17 protein-coding genes are annotated in these 19,485 nt (G+C 74.3%); 9 read left to right on the top strand and 8 right to left on the bottom strand.

Going from position 1 to position 19,485, the window contains the following annotated elements; genetic code table 11:
• Positions 1 to 76 precede the first annotated feature (76 nt).
• Together K7I03_RS06490 and K7I03_RS06485 are read left to right on the top strand one after the other, a co-directional pair.
• The gene (locus tag K7I03_RS06490; protein ID WP_398856681.1) at positions 77 to 1,576 is read left to right on the top strand and encodes a nucleobase:cation symporter-2 family protein; all 1,500 of its coding nucleotides are present in this window, start codon (positions 77 to 79) and stop codon (positions 1,574 to 1,576) included.
• Between the two features lie 48 nt (positions 1,577 to 1,624).
• Positions 1,625 to 3,148, top strand: a complete 1,524-nt coding sequence (locus tag K7I03_RS06485; protein ID WP_224346924.1) for a YfcC family protein — start codon at positions 1,625 to 1,627, stop codon at positions 3,146 to 3,148.
• Between the two features lie 248 nt (positions 3,149 to 3,396).
• Here the strand turns inward: K7I03_RS06485 and K7I03_RS06480 are convergent, their stop codons facing one another.
• Positions 3,397 to 5,334: an ABC transporter ATP-binding protein gene (locus K7I03_RS06480; RefSeq protein ID WP_185944148.1), complete on the bottom strand. Its 1,938-nt coding sequence runs from the start codon at positions 5,332 to 5,334 to the stop codon at positions 3,397 to 3,399.
• A 400-nt stretch (positions 5,335 to 5,734) separates the two neighbouring features.
• On the opposite strand from K7I03_RS06480, the gene K7I03_RS06475 reads away from it, so the two are divergent.
• Positions 5,735 to 5,914, top strand: a complete 180-nt coding sequence (locus K7I03_RS06475) for a hypothetical protein (RefSeq protein ID WP_185944109.1) — start codon at positions 5,735 to 5,737, stop codon at positions 5,912 to 5,914.
• A 1,089-nt stretch (positions 5,915 to 7,003) separates the two neighbouring features.
• Here the strand turns inward: K7I03_RS06475 and aceB are convergent.
• The gene (gene aceB, locus K7I03_RS06470; protein ID WP_185944110.1) at positions 7,004 to 8,620 is read right to left on the bottom strand and encodes a malate synthase A; all 1,617 of its coding nucleotides are present in this window, start codon (positions 8,618 to 8,620) and stop codon (positions 7,004 to 7,006) included.
• Positions 8,621 to 9,379: 759 nt separating this feature from the next.
• Positions 9,380 to 9,994, bottom strand: a complete 615-nt coding sequence (locus tag K7I03_RS06465; RefSeq protein WP_185944111.1) for a nucleotidyltransferase family protein — start codon at positions 9,992 to 9,994, stop codon at positions 9,380 to 9,382.
• A 153-nt stretch (positions 9,995 to 10,147) separates the two neighbouring features.
• Here K7I03_RS06465 and K7I03_RS06460 point away from each other — a divergent pair, with 153 nt between their 5' ends.
• Positions 10,148 to 10,462, top strand: a complete 315-nt coding sequence (locus K7I03_RS06460) for a DUF5955 family protein (protein ID WP_185944112.1) — start codon at positions 10,148 to 10,150, stop codon at positions 10,460 to 10,462.
• Positions 10,463 to 10,619: 157 nt separating this feature from the next.
• On the opposite strand, the gene K7I03_RS06455 is transcribed toward K7I03_RS06460, so the two are convergent.
• The gene (locus K7I03_RS06455) at positions 10,620 to 11,402 is read right to left on the bottom strand and encodes an IclR family transcriptional regulator (protein WP_185944113.1); all 783 of its coding nucleotides are present in this window, start codon (positions 11,400 to 11,402) and stop codon (positions 10,620 to 10,622) included.
• Between the two features lie 214 nt (positions 11,403 to 11,616).
• On the opposite strand from K7I03_RS06455, the gene allB reads away from it, so the two are divergent.
• The gene (gene allB, locus K7I03_RS06450; RefSeq protein WP_185944114.1) at positions 11,617 to 12,951 is read left to right on the top strand and encodes an allantoinase AllB; all 1,335 of its coding nucleotides are present in this window, start codon (positions 11,617 to 11,619) and stop codon (positions 12,949 to 12,951) included.
• Positions 12,948 to 14,114, top strand: a complete 1,167-nt coding sequence (gene alc / locus K7I03_RS06445; RefSeq protein WP_185944115.1) for an allantoicase — start codon at positions 12,948 to 12,950, stop codon at positions 14,112 to 14,114. Before allB ends, alc begins: the two co-directional genes overlap by 4 nt.
• A gap of 21 nt (positions 14,115 to 14,135) precedes the next feature.
• On the opposite strand, the gene K7I03_RS06440 is transcribed toward alc, so the two are convergent.
• The 3 genes from K7I03_RS06440 to K7I03_RS06430 form a co-directional block, all read right to left on the bottom strand.
• Positions 14,136 to 14,804: a thiaminase II/PqqC family protein gene (locus K7I03_RS06440; protein ID WP_185944116.1), complete on the bottom strand. Its 669-nt coding sequence runs from the start codon at positions 14,802 to 14,804 to the stop codon at positions 14,136 to 14,138.
• A 78-nt stretch (positions 14,805 to 14,882) separates the two neighbouring features.
• Positions 14,883 to 15,143: a DUF6126 family protein gene (locus tag K7I03_RS06435; protein ID WP_185944150.1), complete on the bottom strand. Its 261-nt coding sequence runs from the start codon at positions 15,141 to 15,143 to the stop codon at positions 14,883 to 14,885.
• Complete coding sequence (locus K7I03_RS06430; RefSeq protein ID WP_185944117.1) at positions 15,136 to 15,780, bottom strand: helix-turn-helix domain-containing protein; 645 nt, start codon at positions 15,778 to 15,780, stop codon at positions 15,136 to 15,138. Before K7I03_RS06430 ends, K7I03_RS06435 begins: the two co-directional genes overlap by 8 nt.
• A 157-nt stretch (positions 15,781 to 15,937) precedes the next feature.
• Between K7I03_RS06430 and K7I03_RS06425 the strand changes: the two genes are divergently transcribed.
• Together K7I03_RS06425 and K7I03_RS06420 are read left to right on the top strand one after the other, a co-directional pair.
• Positions 15,938 to 16,375, top strand: coding sequence for a ribonuclease domain-containing protein (locus K7I03_RS06425; RefSeq protein ID WP_185944118.1), 438 nt, complete (start codon positions 15,938 to 15,940; stop codon positions 16,373 to 16,375).
• Between the two features lie 331 nt (positions 16,376 to 16,706).
• A complete protein-coding gene (locus tag K7I03_RS06420) occupies positions 16,707 to 17,372 on the top strand; it encodes a bifunctional 4-hydroxy-2-oxoglutarate aldolase/2-dehydro-3-deoxy-phosphogluconate aldolase (protein WP_185944119.1) in 666 nt (221 codons plus the stop codon).
• A 222-nt stretch (positions 17,373 to 17,594) separates the two neighbouring features.
• On the opposite strand, the gene K7I03_RS06415 is transcribed toward K7I03_RS06420, so the two are convergent.
• On the bottom strand, positions 17,595 to 18,347 hold the full coding sequence (locus tag K7I03_RS06415; protein ID WP_185944120.1) for a LysE family transporter: 753 nt from the start codon (positions 18,345 to 18,347) through the stop codon (positions 17,595 to 17,597).
• Positions 18,348 to 18,644: 297 nt separating this feature from the next.
• Here K7I03_RS06415 and K7I03_RS06410 point away from each other — a divergent pair, with 297 nt between their 5' ends.
• Positions 18,645 to 19,364, top strand: coding sequence for a GntR family transcriptional regulator (locus K7I03_RS06410; RefSeq protein ID WP_185944149.1), 720 nt, complete (start codon positions 18,645 to 18,647; stop codon positions 19,362 to 19,364).
• Positions 19,365 to 19,485: the final 121 nt, after the last annotated feature.

Here is a 19,485-nt window from a genome sequence, read left to right as displayed (position 1 = left end):
GGCACAAGCCCTCGCAACGCCTCCGGAAACCGTGCTGCCCCATCGGCGGTGCGCACAACGACAGGAGGAACGCCCCGTGACCGTGCCCAGCCCGCCCGCCGACGCCGCCGCCGAACCACCCGAATCGGGGCCGCCTTCGGCGGGCGGCGGGCAAGTTTCCGGCCCGGAGACGCCGTTGCCCCCGGAGACGCCCCCGGAGGAGCCTCCGGGCGCACCCCCGCCCGTCCACCCCGTCGACGAACTCCCCCGCCCCGCCCGCCTGCTGGCGACCGGGCTGCAGCACGTCGCCGCCAGCTACGCCGGAGTCGTGGCCCCGCCCCTGGTGATCGGGGCCGCCGTCGGGCTGTCCGCGCGGCAGATCACCTTCCTCGTCGGGGCCGCCCTGTTCACGGCGGGGCTGGCCACGCTGCTCCAGACCATCGGGTTCCGCGGGGTCGGGGCGCGGCTGCCGTTCGTCAACGGCGTCTCGTTCGCGGGGGTCGCGCCCGTCCTCGCCATCGCGGACGGGCAGGCGGACCGGCGGGACGCGCTGCCCGTGGTCTTCGGGGCCGTGATGGTCGCCGGGGTGCTCGGCTTCTTCCTCGCCCCCTACTTCTGCCGGCTGGTCCGCTTCTTCCCGCCGGTCGTCAGCGGCACGGTCATCACCCTCATCGGCCTCACCCTGCTCCCCGTCGCCTTCGGCTGGATCCAGGACGGTCACCCCGAACGGCCCGCCACCGGGACCGGTCTCGGTCTGGCCGGGGCCACACTGCTGATCGTGCTGGTGCTGCGCCGGCTGCTCCAGGGGTTCCTGCGGCAGATCGCCGTGCTGCTCGGCCTGGTCGCCGGGACGCTGCTGGCTGTTCCCTTCGGGGCGGTGGACGGCTCCGCCACCCGGCACGCGGCGCTCGTCGGTTTCCCCGAGCCGTTCCACTTCGGGAACCCGCACTTCCAGGTGTCGGCCGTGGTGAGCATGTCCATCCTGATGCTGGTGTGCATGACGGAGAGCACGGCGGACATGCTCGCGCTCGGCGAGATCGTCGGACGGCCGGCGGACGAGAGGACGATCGCGGCGGGACTGCGCGCGGACACCCTGGGCAGCGCCGTCGCGCCGGTGTTCAACGGCTTCACCAACAGCGCGTTCGCGCAGAACATCGGCCTGGTCGCCATCACCGGCGTGCGCAGTCGCTTCACCGTCGCGGTCTGCGGGCTGGTCTTCGTCGTCCTCGGGCTCAGTCCGGCGTTCGCCTCGCTGGTCGCGCTGGTGCCGCGGCCGGTGCTGGGCGGGGCCGGCCTGGTGCTGTTCGGGACGGTCGCGGCGAGCGGCATCGGCGTCCTGGTGAAGGCCGGGCTCGACCGGGGCGACAACGTGCTCGTCGCCGCCGTCTCGCTTGGCATGGGCATGATCCCCGTCGTCTCCAAGACCTTCTACGCCGGAGACGCCGTTCCCGAGGCGGTGCGGACCGTCCTCGGCTCGGGCGTCAGTGCCGGCTGCCTGACGGCCGTCCTGCTCAACCTCGCCTTCCAGGGGGTGGGGCGCGCCCGGCGGACCGCCGAAGCGCCCCGCGTGGCGGAAGGGGAGAAACCACTGATCTAGTGATAATCGGGGCACATCTACTGCACCCGTCGTGCGGAGAGGGGCCCCATGGACGACCGGCCAAGCGAGGACGCCGCCGACAGCGAGCCCGGCGGCCGCCGATTCGTCTTCCCCAGCGCCCTCACCGTGCTCGTCGCCGTCACCGTCGTCGTCTGGGCCCTCGCCTTCGTCATCCCCTCCGGCAGCTACCGGCGGACCCCGGCCGGCGACCCCGTCCAGGGCACGTACCACCGCGAGGCGGCGCCCGGCGACTTCGTCCACCGGCTGGGCGAGCTGTTCCTCGCCCCCGTCAACGGCCTCTACGGCGTGCGCGACCCGCGCACCGGCCAGGTCGCCGCCGACGCCGCCGGCACCCTCTACGGCAGCGCCGGAGTCTTCCTGTTCGTCCTCGCCATCGGCGCGTTCATCACCGTCGTCTTCGCCACCGGCGCCCTCGACCGCGGCATCGAACGCCTCGCCCACCGGCTGCGCGCCCGCGGCGCCCTGCTGATCGCCGGAGTGATGACCGTCTTCTCGCTGCTCGGCACGGTGGAGGGCTTCGCCGAGGAGACGCTCGGCTTCTACGGCCTGATCGTGCCGCTGATGCTCGCCCTGGGGTACGACCGGATGGTCGCCACCGGCACGATCATCCTGGGCGCCGGCGTCGGCGTGCTCGCCTCCACCGTCAACCCCTTCGCGACGGGCGTGGCGTCGTCCGCCGCCGACGTCTCGCTCGGCGACGGGATCACCCTGCGGTTCGCGATGTGGCTCGTCCTCACCGGCGTCACCATCGCCTACGTCCTCTGGTACGCGCACCGGGTGCGCGCCCGCCCCGAGCGCTCCCTCGTCGGCTTCCTGCCCGGCGACCGGGAACTGGCCGCCGCCTCCGCCGAACCGCCCGCCCTCACCGGGCTGCACCGGACCGTGCTCGCCCTGGTCACCGCCGTCTTCGTCTTCATGATCTTCTCGGTGATCCCCTGGGCGAGCGCCCTCACCGGGCGCGCCGACGCCACGCCCTACGGCTGGGAACTCGGCTGGTCCTTCGCCCAGTTGGCGGCCCTCTTCCTCACGGCCGCGCTGCTGGTGGGGATCGTGGCGCGGCTGGGGGAGCGGCGGCTGAGCGCGGTCGTCGTCCAGGGCGCGGCCGACTTCCTCGCCCCGGCCCTGACGATCGTCCTCGCCCGCGGCGTCACGGTCATCATGAACAACGCCCGCATCACGGACACCGTGCTGCACTCGATCGAGAGCGCCGTCACCGGCACCGCCGCCTCCCTCTTCGGCGTCATGGTCTTCATCGTCAACCTCCCCCTCGCCTTCCTCATCCCCTCCACCTCCGGCCACGCCACCCTCGCCATGCCCATCCTCGCCCCGCTCGCCGACTTCGCGGGCGTCTCCCGGGCGGTGGTGGTGACGGCCTGGCAGGCGGCCAGCGGCTGGATGAACCTGTGGGTGCCGACGACGGCCGTGGTGGTGGGTGGGGTGTCGCTGGCGAAGGTGGGCTACGACCGGTACCTGCGCTTCGTCTGGCCGCTGCTGGCCGTGCTGGCGGTGCTGATCTGCGGGTTCGTGGCGTTCGGGGCGGTCGCTACGTAGGCCGGGGGGCGGGCGCCGCCTGGTGCGGGGCGTGGTTGCCGCCTGGTGCGGGCGCTGTGGTCGCCGTCCGGTACTCCGGAGCGAGAACGGCCCGTCGGCGCGGGCCGGCTCGGGGGCCTCCAGATGCGGGGACGCCCGAGGCGCGGGGACGCCCAAGGCCCGGTCACACCCAAGGCCCGGGAACGTCCAAGGCCCGGGGACTCCCCCGTGCCCGTCACGCCCCCGCGCCTGTCACGCCCCCGCGCCCGTCACGCCCCCGCGACCTCCGGCGTGGGCAGCTCCCGCTCGTCGCCCACCGCGCCTTCGGCGCTCTCCGCGCCCACCGCGCCCTCCGCCCCCGCGAACTGCGTGCGGTACAGCTCCGCGTAGCGCCCGTCCAGCGCGAGGAGTTCGTCGTGCGTGCCGCGTTCGACGATCCGGCCGGCCTCGACGACGAGGATCTGGTCGGCGGCCCGGACCGTGGACAGCCGGTGGGCGATCACCACGGCCGTCCGGCCCTCCAGCGCCTCCGCCAGGGCCTCCTGCACGGCGGCCTCGGAGGTGTTGTCGAGGTGGGCGGTGGCCTCGTCCAGGATGACGACGCGCTGGCGGGCCAGCAGCAGCCGGGCGATCGTCATCCGCTGCCGCTCGCCGCCGGAGAGCCGGTAGCCGCGTTCGCCGACGACCGTGTCGAGCCCGTCCGGCAGCGCGCGCACCAGGTCGTCGAGGCGGGCCCGGCGCAGCGCGTCCCACAGCTCGTCGTCCGTCGCGCCGGGCCGGGCGAGGGCGAGGTTGGCGCGGACGGTGTCGTGGAAGAGGTGGCCGTCCTGGGTGACCATGCCGAGCGTGGCCCGCAGCGAGGCGGCCGTCAGGTCGCGGACGTCGACGCCGCCGAGGCGCACGCTGCCCGCGTCCGCGTCGTACAGCCGGGGCAGCAGCTGCGCGATGGTGGACTTGCCGGCGCCGGACGAGCCGACGAGGGCGATCGTCTGGCCGGGCTCGGCGCGGAACGAGACGCCGTGCAGCACTTCGGTGCCGCCGCGCGTGTCGAGGGCGGCGACCTCCTCCAGGGAGGCGAGGGAGACCTTGTCGGCCGACGGGTAGCCGAAGCGGACGTCGTCGAACTCGACCGAGACCGGCCCGTCCGGCACCGGCCGGGCGTCCGGCCGCTCCGCGATCAGCGGCTTGAGGTCCAGCACCTCGAAAACCCGCTCGAAGGAGACGAGGGCGCTCATGATCTCGACGCGGGCGCCGGCCAGCGCGGTCAGCGGCGCGTACAGCCGGGTGAGCAGCAGCGCGAGGGAGACGATGGCGCCCGGTTCGAGGGAGCCGCGCAGCGCGAACCAGCCGCCCAGCCCGTACACCAGGGCCAGGGCGAGGGCCGAGACGAGGGTGAGGGCGGTGATGAACGCCGACTGGGCCATCGCCGTCCGCACCCCGATGTCCCGCACCCGGCGCGCCCGGGCGGCGAACTCCGCCGACTCGTCGTCCGGCCGCCCGAACAGCTTCACCAGCGTGGCGCCCGGTGCCGAGAACCGCTCGGTCATCCGGGTGCCCATCGCGGCGTTGAGGTCGGCGGCCTCCCGCTGGAGCCGCGCCATCCGGGCGCCCACCCGGCGCGCGGGGATCACGAACACCGGCAGCAGCACCAGCGCCAGCAGGGTGATCCGCCACGACAGCGTCAGCATCACGGCGAGGGTGAGCAGCAGCGTCACCAGGTTGCCGACGACCCCCGACAGCGAGTTGCTGAACGCCCGCTGCGCGCCGATCACGTCGTTGTTCAGCCGGCTGACCAGCGCGCCCGTGCGGGTGCGGGTGAAGAACGCCACCGGCATCCGCTGGACGTGGTCGAAGACCGCCGTCCGCAGATCGAGGATCAGCCCCTCGCCGAGGGTCGCCGACAGCCAGCGGTTGAGCAGGCCGAGCGCCGCCTCGCCCAGGGCGATGGCGGCGATCAGCAGGGCGAGCCGGACGACCGTGCCCGGGTCGTCGCCGCGCACGATCGCGTTCACGACCCGCCCGGCGAGCACCGGCGTCGCCACGGCGAGCAGCGCGCCCGCGATGCTGAGCAGGACGAAACGGATGATGTGCCGGCGGTGCGGGCGGGCGAAGGCGCCGATGCGGCGCAGGGTGGCGCGGGCGAAGGGACGCTGGTTGCGCTGCGCGTTGATCAGGCCGTGCAGCTGCATCCAGGCGGTGGTTTCCATGCTCATGAGAGGAACGGTAGGACCTCAACCTTTGTCGAGGTAAAGCGGCGGTCTCGGTGGGGTGGGGTGCCCCAGACCCACCCCTTTCCCGGATCTCCAGAGTGGTACGTCTGGAGATGATCGCCCGTGGTGGCAAAGGTGCAGGTCAAGGGTACCGACAGGAATTCGCTGGTCCCTACAGAGAATATGACCCCTCCCGCCAGCACCGCCCCCGAGGCGCCGACCGACCCCCTGTCGGGGACTGTCTTCGACGGTCCCTCGCGGGGGGTCCGCTATGTACGGGTTTAGGAGGTCATTGAGGCGCAGAGGGCGGACGCACATGGCACCCGGCGAAGTATCGCCGGGCCGACGCCATGGACCGGCTGCGCGCCCGGGTGATTCAGCTCAACCGGGAGGGGCGATGAGCAGCAAGTCCTGCGAGTCGTGCGCCTGGTGGGATGAGATGATCGCCAAGGCGGAAAAGCGGGTGCACGATGCCCTGGACAGATGGGAACGGGCGCGCCTCAACGCGGAGTTGGCGAACTACCGGGACAGCAGGGAGGACCACCTCCGGATGCCCCACGGGCGGTACAGCCGATGAAACGTGCGCCGTGCCGCATGCGAGTGGTGGACGGCCCTGTTCACCCGGCACCTGGCCGACCTGCGCGAGGCACGAGCGGCCAAAGACCGCGCACGAGTGGCCGAACTGGGCTGCATCCATCGGGAGTTCGCCATGCAGTACGACGAGCATCTACGCGAGACGCGCGGAGCGCGGCAATGAGCCCCCGCCGACGCCACAGGGGGCCTTCTGACGGCTTGCGGAGCGACTGGGGCGGCCACGCTGAGGGGCTGTTGTTCCTGGCCGTCCTCGGAGCGGCCACGGCCCTCGTCGTGTGGCTCGCGGTGCACGGCACCCACTAGCCCCCTGCCTCTCCGCTGGACGCCCGTCCCTAGCGGCGAGGCAGGCCGACCGCCCGCCCCGGCAGCGCTCATGGTCCGGCCCGCCGGGCGGGTGCACCACCCCTATGGGGTACAACTAAGGAGGCAGACCATGGGAACCACGTGCCAGACCTGCTACGGGACGGGGTTCGTGCGCGACCCCGACACCGGGTTGCAGAGCGCCTGCGAGACCTGTGGCGGAAGCGGACAGGTCAACCAGTAGGGAGTGATCACATGTGCGCCAAGTGCAACAACACGGGGTACATCAGCGAAGAAGTGGGCGACGGTCAGCAATTGAAGTTCGCATGCCCGGAGTGCAACCGGCAGGAGTCGGAGCGCGCACGGGCGCCGCGCAGGCAGCCCACGTGGCTTACTGAGCTCTCCAAGCCCAAAGAGAAGTAGCTAGCTGGTCAGCGGCTCGTGCTCCGCTCCCGGTACGTCTGCACCAAGTGCACGAGCGAAGCGGCGCGCCCTCGCTGACGGGTGGCCTCGGTCTGGTGCTCCCCGCGCCAGATCGGGGCTTCCGCATGCTCTGACCAGGCCCTACCCTCAGAAGTCCCCAAGACGAGATCCGGGATTCGCCGATTTCTGGGGGCTGCGCCCCCAGACCCCCCTTGTCGCGGCTTCGCCGCTCGTCCTCAAACTCCCCCAGAGGGGGTGCCCCCAGACGGGCTGATTTCAGCCCGTCTGGGGGCACCTCCCAGCGGTAGCTGGGGGAGAAAGGGCGGGACCGGGGCCCCCGCGAAGCGGATCAGTCGAGCAGCTCGTACGCCGGCAGGGTGAGGAACTCCGCGTAGTCGTCGTCCAGCGCCACCCTCAGCAGCAGGTCGTGGGCCTCGCGCCAGCGGCCCGCGGCGAAGGCGGTGTCGCCCAGCTCGGCGTGGACGGCGTCGAGTTCGGCCGCCGCGACCTCGCGGACGAGGGCGGGCGTCGCCTTCTCGCCGCCCTCCAGGACGACGCCGGTGTGCACCCACTGCCAGATCTGGGACCGGGAGATCTCCGCCGTCGCCGCGTCCTCCATCAGGTTGAAGATGGCCACCGCGCCCTGCCCCCGCAGCCACGCCTCGATGTAGCGGATGCCGACCTGGACGGCGTTCCGCAGGCCCTCGAAGGTCGGCTTCGCCTCCGTCGTGTCGAGCGCGAGGAGCTGTCCGGCGGTGACGCGGACGTCCTCGCGCAGCCGGTGCTTCTGGTGCGGGCGGTCGCCGAGGACGGCGTCGAAGGCGGCGCGGGCGACCGGGACGAGGTCGGGGTGGGCGACCCAGGAGCCGTCGAAGCCGTCGCCCGCCTCCCGCTCTTTGTCGGCCCGGACCTTCGCCAGGGCCGCCTCGTTGACCTCCGGGTCGCGGCGGGACGGGATGAAGGCCGCCATGCCGCCGATGGCGTGCGCGCCGCGCTTGTGGCAGGTGCGGACGAGGAGTTCGGTGTAGGCGCGCATGAAGGGCACGGTCATGGTGACGGCGTTGCGGTCGGGCAGGACGAACTCCGGTCCCGCGTCGCGGAAGTTCTTGATGAGGGAGAAGAGGTAGTCCCAGCGGCCCGCGTTGAGGCCGGAGGCGTGGTCGCGCAGCTCGTAGAGGATCTCCTCCATTTCGAACGCCGCGGTGATCGTCTCGATCAGGACGGTGGCGCGGACCGTGCCGTGCGGCAGGCCGGCGTACTCCTGGGCGAAGACGAACACGTCGTTCCACAGCCGCGCCTCGCGGTGCGACTCCAGCTTGGGGAGGTAGAAGAACGGCCCCTCGCCGCGCTCGGCGAGGCGGCGCGCGTTGTGGAAGAAGAAGAGGCCGAAGTCGACCAGCGCGCCGGGCACGGGCCGGCCGGCGACGGTGAGGTGGCGCTCGTCGAGGTGCCAGCCGCGCGGCCGGACGACGACGGTCGCCAGCTCCTCGTCCGGCCGCAGGGCGTACGACTTCCCCTCGGCGGTGGTGAAGTCGATGCGGCGCTCGAACGCGTCGATCAGGTTGAGCTGGCCCTGGACGACGTTCCGCCAGGTGGGGGCGGAGGCGTCCTCGAAGTCCGCGAGCCAGACGCGGGCGCCGGAGTTGAGGGCGTTGACCGTCATCTTGCGGTCGGTCGGCCCGGTGATCTCCACCCGCCGGTCGTCGAGCGCGGCCGGGGCGGGCGCCACCCGCCACGTCGGGTCCTCGCGGACACGCGCGGTCTCCGGGAGGAAGTCCAGAGTGCCGGTACGGGCGATCTGCGCGCGCCGCTCGGCGCGGCGGGCCAGCAGGTCGTCGCGGCGCGGGGTGAACCGCTCGTGCAGGGCGGCCACGAACTCCAGGGCCGGGCCGGTCAGTACCTCCTCCTGGCGCGTCACGGTCGCGGTCCCGGCGGCGACGGACGGGGTCGGCGCTGCTGCGGGCATGGGCTCACTCCTCGCTCGGGGGCTCAGGGGCTCGGGAGATGCGGGTCGGTGCGGGGTCGGTGCGGCACGGAGTGCCGCACGGTGACGATCTCTATGGAGGTTAGATTCCGCATGACGGAAATTCAATGCGGCGGGGTGGGGGCAGGGCACTTTCCGGCCGCCGGGCGGGCGAGTGCCGGTGGCCCGGAGTGCCGTCGGCCGAGGGGCGGTGGTGCGACGGAACGGCCTTGGCTACGTTGAGGGTTGCTCGACCGGGAGCCGAGCGGAGCACTGGCGACGTGTCCGATGGGGGACAGTGCTCGGGCCCCGTCCGTAACCAGCTCGACGTGAGTCTCCGATCGTCGCGGAGCCTCGGCGGACCATCGCACAGCGGTGGCCGGGCCGAGGCGCGCCTGCCGACGGGTCGACCACCGCCTTCGCTTCGCGGAATTTCGCGGGAATTCGCGGAAGGGGATCGACCGGTGAGACCGACATTTCCCGTCCAGGTGCTCCTCGTGCTCCTGGCGTTCATGACTCGCTGCTGATGGCCGTGGTGGCGGGGGTACTGTCCCGGGCGACGGGGGAACCGGCCGCGGGCGCCGTGCTGTACGGCGGCGGGGCGTTCCTCGGGTGGATGACGCTGTCCGTCGCCGTACTGAGCGCGCTGGGGCTGCTCGGCGGGGGCGGGCGGGGGCGGCTGAGGCCGGGGCCCGGGGAGGGCCGGGTGGGCCCGGGCGTGCCCGGCGGCCGCCCGGCGGCCGCCCGGCGAGGCCCGGGGACTCACCCGAGGAGCCGGACGAGGTCCGCCGGGACGTCGATGTCGTCCGGATCGGCGACGTCGTCACACGTCACGGCGGTCACCGCCGCCGCGTGCGCGCGCAGATACGCCCGCGCGCCCTGGTCGCCCGTGGCCGACGCGGCGACGCCCGCCCAGTGCGGGCGGGCGAAGAGGACCGGGTGGCCGCGCCGGCCCGCGTACGACGCGGCCACCAGCCCGGCCCCCGCGCGGTGCGCCGCCACCACCCGGGCCACCGCCGCCGCGCCGATCCCCGGCTGGTCCACGAGCATCACCAGCACCGCCGACGCCCGGGTCCCGGCGAGCGACGCCAGACCGCTCCGCAGCGAGGAGCCCATGCCGTCCGCCCAGTCGGGGTTCCCGACCACCGTGCACGCCGCCCCCGCGAGCCGCCGCCGCACCTCCGCCGCCCCGGCGCCCGCGACGACGTGCACCGGCCCGCAGCCGCCCGCCGCGAGCTCCGCGACCGCGCGCTCGGCCAGGGTGCGGCCCCGGTGCTCCAGCAGCGCCTTGGGCCGGCCCCCGAGCCGCCGCCCCCCGCCCGCGGCCAGCAGCAGCCCGGCGACCGGCGGGGCGTCTTCTTCCCTCGTCAGCGTCATGCCCCTTGCATAGCGCACTCGCGGCCGCCCGCGCGCCGTACGGGAGTTCGCCGGTCGCTCAGGAAGACGCGGCCTGAATTTCGCTTTCCGTGTGGCGCGGCCCGCGGAAAGTGGCGTTAACTGATCGCGCGTGGCGTGGGCAGGGGGAGATTCGTGGCGGAAGGCGCCGTGGTGGTGGAAGAGGGGCCGACGGGCCGTACCGGCGAGCGGGACCCAAGGGTGGACGAGCTGGGCGCCGCGGTCTCCCGGCTCCGCAGGGCGCTGGCCGCGCACCCCGCCCGGTTACCCGACCGGGAGGCCGCCGAGGACGAGCTGGCCGCCCTCGACGCGATGGCCCGCACGGGCACTCCGGAGGTCTCGCGCCTGCGCAGCTCCCTGCTGCTCGTGGCGGGCGCCGTCGGCTCGGTGAGCGCCCTGGCCCCGGCCCTGACCGAGGTCCGCGAGGCGATCGACCGCTTCGCGGGGTAGGGGTGCCCCGGCCCCGCCCGGCGGAGGGGGCCCTCATGCGCCGTTTCCGCGGGAGGGGCCGCACCCCGGCATCGCGGCTTCGCCGCGAGGTCCTCACACGCCGGACGGGCTGAAACAGCCCGTCCGGGGGCTCGTCCCCAGGAACACCCCCCGGCCGTCAGGCCGGCGTCGTGTTGGCCAGGGTCGCCGCGAGCTCCGCCGCGGCCTGCTTCAGGAGGGGGACGATGCGTTCCGTCGCCTCCTCCGTGACGCGGCCCGCCGGGCCCGAGATGGAGATGGCCGCGGCCGTGGGGGAGTCGGGGACCGGGACGGCCAGGCAGCGGACGCCGATCTCCTGTTCGTTGTCGTCGACCGCGAAGCCGGAGTCCCGCACGCGGGCCAGGGCGTCGACGAAGACGTCCGGTGACGTGATGGTCTTCTCGGTGGCGGCGGGCATGCCCGTGCGGCCGAGGATCGCGCGGACCTCGTCGTCGGGGGCCTGGGCGAGGAGGGCCTTGCCGACGCCGGTGGTGTGCGGGAGGACGCGCCGGCCGACCTCGGTGAACATGCGGACCGAGTGGCGCGAGGGCACCTGGGCGACGTAGACGACCTCGTCGCCGTCGAGCAGGGCCATGTTGGCGGTCTCGCCGGTCTCGTCGACCAAGCGGGTCAGGTGCGGCCGGGCCCAGGTGCCGAGCAGGCGGGCGGAGCTCTCGCCGAGGCGGATCAGGCGCGGGCCGAGGGCGTAGCGGCGGTTGGGCTGCTGGCGGACGTAGCCGGTGGCGACGAGGGTGCGCATCAGCCGGTGGATGGTGGGCAGCGGCAGGCCGCTGGCCGTGGCCAGTTCGCTCAGCCCGACCTCACCGCCGGCGTCGGCCATGCGCTCCAGCAGGACGAAGGCGCGCTCGAGGGACTGCACGCCCCCGGTGGCTGACGGGGTTCTGGGCTCGGACGAGGGCACTGGTCGCGGTCCTTCCGGGGTGGGGTGGGAGCAGCCTACCGGGCCGTGGCCGGTGGCTCACCCTCGGTTCTGTGGCGTGGAAGTGCGATCCCGGTGGACGGAAACGCCCTGGTGGGGGCGGAGGGGTTGACGGGACTCCGACAGCGATGAAAACTGCGGGCCAGTGCTGTTCAACAGAACGTTGAAATCCGCCTGTTGACCCTCGGGGGGCGTCGTGTCCGACCGGCAGCTCGTCCTGCGTTCCCGGCGCGTGGTGACGCCCGACGGCACCCGCCCCGCCTCTGTCACCGTCGAGGACGGCCGGATCGCCGAGGTCGGCGATCATGCCGCCCCGGTCGCCCCGGGCGTTCCGGTCGAGGATCTCGGGGACGACGTCCTCCTGCCCGGGCTGGTCGATACTCATGTGCACGTCAATGACCCGGGCCGTACGGAGTGGGAGGGCTTCGCCACCGCCACCCGCGCCGCCGCGGCCGGCGGTATCACCACCCTCGTCGACATGCCGCTCAACAGCGTCCCGCCCACCACCACCGTCGACCACCTCCGGATCAAGCGGGACACGGCCCGGCCCGCCGTCCACGTCGACGTCGGCTTCTGGGGCGGCGCGGTGCCGGACAACCGGGCCGACCTGCGCCCGCTGCACGACGCCGGCGTGCTCGGCTTCAAGGCGTTCCTCTCGCCGTCCGGCGTGGACGAGTTCCCGCCCCTGGACGCCGCCGCCCTGGAGGCGGCCGCCACCGAGCTCGCCGCCTTCGACGGGCTGCTGATCGTGCACGCCGAGGACCCGGAGCGGCTGGCCGGCGCGCCCGGCCCGGACGGGCCCCGCTACGCCGGTTTCCTCGCCTCCCGCCCGCGCGACGCCGAGAACGCGGCGGTCGAACGGCTCGTCGCCGTCGCCCGCCGGCACGGCACCCGCGTCCACGTCCTGCACCTGTCCTCCGCCGACGCGCTCGGCACGCTCGCCGCCGCCCGCGCGGCCGGCGTCCGGATCACCGCCGAGACCTGCCCGCACTTCCTGACCCTCACGGCCGAGGAAGTCCCGGACGGCGCCACCGAGTTCAAGTGCTGCCCGCCCATCCGGGAGGCCGCCAACCGGGACGCGCTGTGGGCCGGCCTGGCGGCCGGCACCGTGCAGTGCGTCGTCTCCGACCACTCCCCGTGCACCGCCGACCTCAAGGTCCCCGACTTCGGCCGCGCCTGGGGCGGCATCGCCTCCCTCCAGCTCGGCCTGCCCGCCGTCTGGACCGAGGCCCGCCGGCGCGGCCACACCCTGGACGACGTGGCCCGCTGGATGGCCACCGCCCCCGCCGCCCTCGCCGGGCTCTCCGCCAAGGGCGCCATCGAGCCCGGCCGCGACGCGGACTTCGCGGTCCTCGCCCCCGACGAGACGTTCACCGTCGACCCGGCCGCCCTGCACCACCGCAACCCGGTGACCGCCTACGCCGGCCGCACCCTGAGCGGCGTCGTCCGGTCCACCTGGCTGCGCGGCCGGCGGATCCACCACCGCGGCGCCCTCACCGAACCCACCGGCCGACTCCTGGAGCGCGTATGACCACCAGCGGGATCACCAGCGGCACCGTCAGCGGGATATCCGTCGCCCCCTCCACCGCCCTCACCTCGTTCGCCGGCCCCGCGCGGCCGTACCAGGGCGGCGATCCGTACGCCGACTACCGGGCCGCCGCCGAGCCGCCGTTCGGCCACCTCCCCGACCTCGCCGACCGCCGGCTCGGCGGCGCCGTCATCGCCGCCAACGACGAGTTCTTCGCCGAGCGCGAGAACCTCCTCGTCCCCGGCCCCGCCCGGTTCGAGCCGGAGCACTTCGGGCACAAGGGCAAGGTCATGGACGGCTGGGAGACCCGCCGCCGCCGCGGCCCGTCCGCCGCCCACCCGTACCCCGCCGACGACGACCACGACTGGGCCCTCGTCCGGCTCGGCGTGCCGGGTGTCGTCCGCGGTCTCGTCGTCGACACCGCGCACTTCCGCGGCAACCACCCGCAGGCCGTGAGCGTCGAGGCCACCGCCCGGCCCGGCACACCGTCCCCCGAGGAACTGTCGGCGGACGACGTCCGGTGGACGGTTCTCGTCCCCCGCACCCCGGTCGGCGGCCACGCGGCCAACGCCTTCGCCGTCGACCACCCGCGCCGCTGGACCCACCTGCGCCTCAAGCAGTACCCCGACGGCGGCATCGCCCGCCTCCGCGTGCACGGCGAGCCCGCGCCGGACCCGGCCTGGCTCACCGCGCTGGAGACGGTGGACGTGGCCGCGCTGGAGAACGGCGGTCTGGTCGAGGACGCCTCCGACCGCTTCTTCTCCTCGCCGTCCGGCAGCATCATGCCGGGCCGCTCCCGGCGCATGGACGACGGCTGGGAGACCCGCCGCCGGCGCGACCGGGGCCACGACTGGGTGCGCTACCGGCTGGCCGGACAGTCGCTGCTGCGCGCCGTCGAGATCGACACCGGCTGCTACCACGGCAACGCGGCGGGCTGGGCGGTGCTCTCCGCGCGCGACGCGGCGACGGGCGGCGACTGGACGGAGATCATCCCCCGTACCCGCCTCCGCCCCGACTCCGTCCACCGCTTTCCGCTGCCCGGCCGCCCGGTCGCCACCCACCTGCGGCTCGACATCCACCCCGACGGCGGGATCGCCCGGCTGCGGGTGCACGGCACGCTGACGGGGGAGGGGGTGCGGGCGCTGGAGAAGCGGTGGGACGGGTGAGGCGCGGCGTGCCCGGGGCCGTCACGTCTCCGCGAGCGCGTTCCAGAACATCGTCTCGTAGCTCTGCAGCAGCCGGCCGTACCGGTGGGCCAGGCCCTCCGTGAGGAGGCCGTCCGCCAGCCCGGCCGCGACCGCCGCCAGGGCGGTGCCGGCGGTGTCCGCGGCGTCCGGCGCGGGCCGGGCGAAGAGGTCGAAGAAGCCGCAGGCCGTGTCGTCGAACCCGTAGTGCGCGCGCAGCGCCCGGCCCAGGACGGCGCAGTAGCCGCTCCACGTCGCGAAGTTGACGGTCAGGGCCACCACCACGTCCACCGGCTGGGCCTGCAGCGCCAGCCAGGACGTGTACGCGGGGTACGCCTGGCAGCCCGGCGTCGGCTCGTACGCCCGGACCGCCCGCTCGTCCAGGCCGCAGGCCGCCGCCAGCGGGCCCAGCAGCTCCAGGGCGGTGGTCTCGCCGTCCGCGAGCGGCGCGAAGAACGCCTCGACGGCGGGGCGGCCCGCCGACCGTTCCGCCAGGTGGCGGTAGGAGGTCCGGTCGGACGCGATGACGTGGTGCTGCTCCAGGGCGAACGCGGCGATCACCGAACGCGGTGCCGAGCCGTCGGCGATCAGGGGGACGAGCCGGTTGGCGCCGGTGTCCGGGGCCAGTTCGCGCACCGCGTCCGCCAGGACCTCCTGGGCCGTGCGCGCCATCGGCGTTCCGCCTTCCTGGGGGTGGGCCCGGTGCGGGGACGGGCCGCCAGGATAGCGGCCGGACCGCGCCCGGAGCGGTCACTTGCCCAGGTAGAAGAGGAGGAAGAAAAAGGCGGAGATGAAGTGGACGGCGACCAGGTAGATGAAGACCCGCACCGCCATGCCCATGGGCGCGCGGTCCTCCACCTGCGCCGCCTCCTTGACGGGGGCGGCCGGGGTGGCGGAGGTGACGGGGGTGGCAGAGGCGGCGGGGGTGGCGGGCTCCGGCGGGGCCGCCGGTGCCGTTCCGGCGTCGTGCGCGGCCGGTGCCGCCGGCCGACGGTGCGCGGTGTCACTCATGGTGTCCCCTCCGGTTGGTTCCGGCGTCGCCGAGGCACAGCCCGGCCACGCCGCTCTGCATCAGCGTGTGCATGAACAGCAGGTCCACCCCGCCGGGCGTGGCGGACGCGATGCGGTGCGGGGTGAGCGAGTCGAAGTGGGCGGCGTCGCCCGGGTCGAGCAGGTGCGTCGTCCCGCCGAGGGACAGCCGGAGCCGGCCGCCGGTGACGTACAGCCACTCCTCGCCCGGGTGCACCCGCACCAGGCCGTCCTGGCCGGCCGCGTCGGGGCCGTGCGGCACGTGCAGCCGCAGGGCCTGCATGGCGCGGCCGGAGCCGCCGGCGCGCCAGTACGTCCAGCCGCCCGCCCGCTGGGGCTCCATCCGGTCCGCGCGCACGATCGGATCCGCCGTCTGGGGCACTTCGCCCAGGAGGTCGGATACCGTCGTTCCATAGGTGCGCGCGAGCGCGAGCAGCATGGGGAGGGACGGCGTCCGGCGGCCGGTCTCCAGCCGGGACAGGTGAGCGGGCGACAGTCCGGCCCGGGCGGCGGCCGCCTCCAGCGTCAGCGCGCTGCGGGTGCGCAGCGCGCGCAACTGCGGGGCGACAGCGGGGAGATCCTCGGTCTCGGGGGCGTCCGTGCCGGTGTTTGGGCTCATGCTCCCGGTATAGCTCTGTCATGCCTCAAAGGCAAAAGTTGTTGCCTCAGAGGCAAATTCCCTCTCGTCGAGGTTGTCCCCGGATTCGGTGAACGATGCGCAAACATCAGCTGTTTGTCGTTGACATGACATGTGCTACGCGCGTCATCCTGGGCGCATGAACATCCCCCACCGTTTCGCGCGCCTCGGCGTGCCGGCCGCGTTGGCCTCCTTCCTCTTCCTCGGCGCCCCCGCCGCCGCCATGGCCGCTCCCGCCTCCTCCATCCCCTCTGCCCCCTCCGTCACGGCCGCTTCGCCCGCCCTGAAGGGTGTCGGCCACGTCTGTCAGTCCGCCCTGCCGTCGCAGGCCCACGACACGCTGGACCTGATCGACGAGGGCGGCCCCTTCCCGTACCCCAAGGACGGCACGGTCTTCTCCAACCGCGAGGGCGTGCTGCCCAAGCAGGGCAGCGGCTACTACCACGAGTACACCGTGGTCACGCCGGGCTCTCCCGACCGCGGCGCGCGCCGGATCGTCGCCGGCCGGGCCGACCACGAGGACTTCTACAGCGCGGACCACTACCAGTCGTTCGCCCGGATCGACTTCGCCTGCTGACCACCGCCGGCCGGGCGCGCGCCGCCCGGCCGGTCCACGTCGTCCGCGCCGTCACTGGAACCGGGTGTTCCGCGGCCCGGCCGTTCGGGTATGTGAGCTGACGGAGCGTCAGGCCGCGCGCGCAACAGGCCAGGTGTCGTCACACCCGGCCGTACCCCCGCACGCTCCCGCGGTCCGTTTCGCGCGTCCGGGGAACCGCGAGGCGGGGTCGGATGTCAGTCCCTGCCGTTACCGTTCTTCTCGTTCCGCGAACCGCGGCCACGCGCACCGTGCACCGCGGCCACGCGCACCGCGAACGATCCGCGCGCGACGAGAAGGGCGGCGAACTGCCGTGTACCGCTGGGAGATCACCCGGGCAGCGCTGGGGCAACGCGTCCTCGCCCTGGTCCGCGGCGACAGCTACGACCAGGCGACACTGACGTCCGGCACGCTGCTCTCGGCCGGCCTCACCAGCCTGGAGATATCCCTCGCCACGCCCTTCGCCCTCGACGCCGTCGCCACCCTGGCCCGGGAGGTCGGCGACGAGGCGCTCATCGGGGCCGGCACGGTCCTGGACGCGGCCTCCGCGCGGATGGCCGTCGAGGCCGGCGCCCGCTTCCTGGCCTCGCCCGCCCTCGACCCCGAAGTGCTGCGCACCGGCCACCGCTACGGCGTCCCGGTGTTCGCCGGCGTCTCGACGCCCGCCGAGATCGTCCGCGCGCTGGAGCTGGGCGCCGACGCCCTCAAGCTGTTCCCCGCCGCCGGCCACCACCCCGGGCGCGTCCGCGCGATCCGCTCCGAACTGCCGCAGGCCGCCCTGGTCCCCAGCGGCGGCGTCGGCGTCGACACCGCCCCCGAGTGGATCGCCGCCGGGGCCGTCGCCTGCGGCATCGGCGGCGTCCTGGCGGAGGGCGACCGCGACGCGGTGGCGAAGCGGGTGGAGGACCTGATCGCCCGGCTGGCGGAGGCGGCCGGGGGCGAGGCGACGGGCGCCATGGGCGCCGGGGGGACGGACTAAGGTGCGGGTGAGCGCGGTCCCTCGGGCGGTGCGCTTCCCCGGCCCGCTGCCCCGCACGCGGCGACGCCCCGGCGCCCGCCCGCGTCCCGCCGGGGGATTCGGGCGCACCCGGCGCGGAGACGCCCGCCGGACGCCGTCCGTCCGCGCACGCCCGCGGCCCGGGGCGTCGCCGCGTGCCGCTCCGGCTCGTACCCCCGCGTCGGCCCCGCGCCGGAGCGGGCCTCACCCGATCGCCCGCGCGCCGAAGCTCACCAGCAGCAGCGCGGAGGCGGCCAGCAGCAACAGGCCCGACCCGGCGAGCAGCAGCCGGAAGACGCGGGTGTTCATCCGGTGCCGGGTGCGGGCCACCACCAGGGCGAGGAGCGCCTTGCTGCCCACGAGCAGCGCGTAGAAGGCGGCGAGGAAACCGACGGCGCCCCCGGGGCGCTCCCGCCACGCGTCGACGAGCAGCGGCGACCCGGTCGTCAGCCAGAACAGCCACGGGTGCGGGCTGAGGAGGTTGACCACCACACCCTGCCGGACGGTCCGCCGGCCGGCGGACGTACGAAGGGAGGCGTCCGGCCCGGGGGCGACGCCCGGCCCGAGGGAGGCGCCCGGTCCGGGGGCGGCGTCCGGCCCAGGGGAGGCGTCCGGTCCGGGAGAGGCGTCCGGTCCGGGAGAGGCGTCCGACGCGGCCGGGCCCTCCGGCAGCGGCAGCGTGGCCGTCCGTGCCTCCCGCAGCGTGGTGCAGGCCGGCCACAGCAGGAACAGGCCGCCGACGAGGCCGCCCGCCGCGACCGCCCGGTCCGGCAGCGTGGAGAGCACCGTCACCGACAGCACGATCACGGGTAAGTCGGTCAGCAGCGGCACCGCGGCCACGCGTAACCCGACCCCGAGCCCGCCACGCAAGGTACCCGACAGGACCAGTGCCAGCAGCGGGCCGGGACTGACGCCCGCGCTCAGGCCGAGTGCCACCCCGAGGGCCAGAACCTTCATTCGGCTCCCTTTCCATGGATACGCGAGGCCCGTGCCCGCACGCCGTGGCGATCCTCGCGTGCTCCCGGGAGGCGCGCCAGAGCGCCCGCCCGCGGCCGACGCCCGGCCGCGGCCGAGAGGGCAGGACCCATATGCCCGGACCTATATGTCCGGACAACCGAACCTCCGGACTTCCCGTCATCAGGTCCCCCCGCTACCCTCCACCGGGTGGCGAAGCACCGACCCCCGCACGACCGGGCCCCGCACGATCAGACCCCGCGACACCAGCCCCCGCAACACCGCCCCCTCCAGTTCTCCCTGGACCGCGGCAGCCCCGTCCCGCTCTACTACCAGCTCGCCCAGCAGCTCGAAGCCGCCATCGAGCAGGGCGGGCTCGCCCCCGGCAGCCTGCTCGGGAACGAGATCGAGCTGGCCGCGCGGCTGGGGCTGTCCCGGCCGACCGTGCGGCAGGCGATCCAGTCGCTCGTCGACAAGGGCCTGCTGGTGCGCCGCCGCGGGGTCGGCACCCAGGTCGTGCACAGCCAGGTGAAGCGCCCGTTGGAGCTCAGCAGCCTCTACGACGACCTGGAGGCCGCCGGCCAGCAGCCCGCCACCCTGCTGCTGGGCCGTACCACCGAGCCGGCCACCGCCCGCGTCGCCGCCGCCCTCGGGGTGCCCGAGGGGACGGACGTCGTCCGCGTCGAGCGGCTGCGCCTGGCCCACGGGGAGCCCGTGGCCCACCTCCGCAACCACCTCCCCGTCGGGCTCCTCGATCTCGACGGCGACGTCCTGGCCGGGACCGGTCTGTACCGGCTGATGCGGTCCGCCGGCATCACCCTGCACAGCGCCCGGCAGACCATCGGTGCCCGTGCCGCCACGGCCGAGGAGGCCGAGCGGCTCGCGGAGCCGCCCGGGGCGCCGCTGCTGACCATGGAGCGGACGACGTTCGACGACACGGGACGGGCAGTGGAGCTCGGCGCGCACCTCTACCGCGCGTCCCGCTACTCCTTCGATTTCCAGCTGCTGGCCCGGCCGTGAGACGGTCCCTCCGGGCCGCCGGAGATCATCCGGTCGACAGAATGTTCTGACAAAGTATTGACGTGGTGTGGCGCACACCACTAGAACACCTGCACACCGCGCCGGGAAAGCCCCGCCGGAC

The sequence above is a fragment of the Streptomyces mobaraensis genome, assembly GCF_020099395.1.
Classification (GTDB): Bacteria; Actinomycetota; Actinomycetes; order Streptomycetales; family Streptomycetaceae; genus Streptomyces.
This window is presented reverse-complemented; position numbering and strand designations above follow the sequence as displayed.

Bases quoted from the DNA above. Each gene is read 5' to 3' on its own strand.
- K7I03_RS06425 (WP_185944118.1), top strand. From the start codon at position 15,938: ATGAACATCCCCCACCGTTTCGCGCGCCTCGGCGTGCCGGCCGCGTTG.
- alc (WP_185944115.1), top strand. From the start codon at position 12,948: ATGACCACCAGCGGGATCACCAGCGGCACCGTCAGCGGGATATCCGTC.
- K7I03_RS06430 (WP_185944117.1), bottom strand. From the start codon at position 15,780: ATGAGCCCAAACACCGGCACGGACGCCCCCGAGACCGAGGATCTCCCC.
- K7I03_RS06485 (WP_224346924.1), top strand. From the start codon at position 1,625: ATGGACGACCGGCCAAGCGAGGACGCCGCCGACAGCGAGCCCGGCGGC.
- K7I03_RS06480 (WP_185944148.1), bottom strand. From the start codon at position 5,334: ATGGAAACCACCGCCTGGATGCAGCTGCACGGCCTGATCAACGCGCAG.
- K7I03_RS06415 (WP_185944120.1), bottom strand. From the start codon at position 18,347: ATGAAGGTTCTGGCCCTCGGGGTGGCACTCGGCCTGAGCGCGGGCGTC.
- K7I03_RS06465 (WP_185944111.1), bottom strand. From the start codon at position 9,994: ATGACGCTGACGAGGGAAGAAGACGCCCCGCCGGTCGCCGGGCTGCTG.
- K7I03_RS06440 (WP_185944116.1), bottom strand. From the start codon at position 14,804: ATGGCGCGCACGGCCCAGGAGGTCCTGGCGGACGCGGTGCGCGAACTG.
- aceB (WP_185944110.1), bottom strand. From the start codon at position 8,620: ATGCCCGCAGCAGCGCCGACCCCGTCCGTCGCCGCCGGGACCGCGACC.
- K7I03_RS06435 (WP_185944150.1), bottom strand. From the start codon at position 15,143: ATGAGTGACACCGCGCACCGTCGGCCGGCGGCACCGGCCGCGCACGAC.
- K7I03_RS06475 (WP_185944109.1), top strand. From the start codon at position 5,735: ATGAGCAGCAAGTCCTGCGAGTCGTGCGCCTGGTGGGATGAGATGATC.